The sequence below is a fragment of the Halomonas sp. 707D4 genome (assembly GCF_024158685.1).
GTDB lineage: Bacteria > Pseudomonadota > Gammaproteobacteria > Pseudomonadales > Halomonadaceae > Vreelandella.
The window spans coordinates 1-1,162 of record NZ_JAMZBD010000711.1; the positions used below are offsets into that span (position 1 = coordinate 1).

A 1,162-nucleotide genomic window follows, 5' to 3' on the forward strand; every position below is an offset into this window, starting at 1 on the left:
GCCGAATTCCATTGCCGCGCGGCGGTTGGTGGAGGCGGCGATGAAGTGCGCGCCCACGTCGGCGTCTTCCCCTGCATTTTCCAGAAACCAGCGCCGTGCGGTCTTGGCGTTCAAGAGCGTCTCCTGGGTGGAGAAGGTCTTGGTCGAGACGATGAACAGGGTCGTCGCCGGGTCCAGGCGTGACAGCACCTTCTGGATATGGGTGCCATCGACGTTGGAGACGAAGTGGAAGTGAAGCTCGGGGTGGCGGTACTTCAAGAGCGCGCGCACCGCCATATTGGGGCCGAGATCCGAGCCGCCGATGCCGATGTTGACCACGTCCCTGATCGGCTGGCCGCTGTAACCTTTCCACTCGCCGTTTCTCACCGCCTCGGAAAACGTCTTGATCTGCTCGCGGGTGCGGGTGATCTCCGGCATCACGTCCTCGCCATCGACGAACACCGGCTCGTCGCCGGGGTTTCTGAGCGCGGTGTGCAGCACCGGGCGGTTTTCGGTCACGTTGATGATGTCGCCGGAGAACATCTGCGCCCGGCGCTGCACCAGCGCCGAGTGGTCGGCCAGCTCCAGCAGTTTCGCCAGCACCTCGTCGGATACGTGATGCTTGGAGTAGTCCAGAAACAGCCCGCCCACGCGCAGGCTCATCTTGTCGAAGCGCTGGGGGTCGCGTGCGAAGTAGTCACGGATGCGATCGTCGTGGGTCTTGTCGCGCAGGCGCTCGAGGGCCTGCCAGGTGACGCTGCGGGTGAGCTGGAACATGGGGGAATTTCCTTGTCGATGAGGCAGTTGGAGCGTGGCGCCTGTACCTTGATTGTTGTGTAAAAATACTACATCACGTGCTGCCTGGGGCAACTGCCGGGCACAAAAAAAGCGCCTTCGACGCGCTGTCGCGTCGCCGAAGGCGCTTTCTCGAGGTCACGATGGCACGCTGTTCAGCCGGCCACGGCCACTTGGGCGGCGCCGCGCTTGAGGAAGGCGTAGCTCACGCCGGTGATCAGCGCGCCCACCACGATGGCGCCCAGGTAGAGCAGCGCCGGGCTGATCGCGCCGGGAATCAGCAGCACGAAGATGCCGCCGTGGGGCGCCATCAGCTTGGCGCCGATGAGCATCGAGAGTGCGCCGGTCACCGCCCCACCGACGATGCAGCAGGGAATCACCCGCAGCG

The 1,162-nt window shown here is 64.4% G+C and carries 2 pseudogenes; both read right to left on the bottom strand.

From position 1 onward, the window contains the following. Positions 1–756 (bottom strand): annotated as a pseudogene (gene pgi / locus BIS11_RS18120) (glucose-6-phosphate isomerase); the annotation flags it as partial. Between the two features lie 173 nt (positions 757–929). After that, a pseudogene (locus BIS11_RS18125) lies at positions 930–1,162 on the bottom strand (PTS fructose transporter subunit EIIBC); the annotation flags it as partial.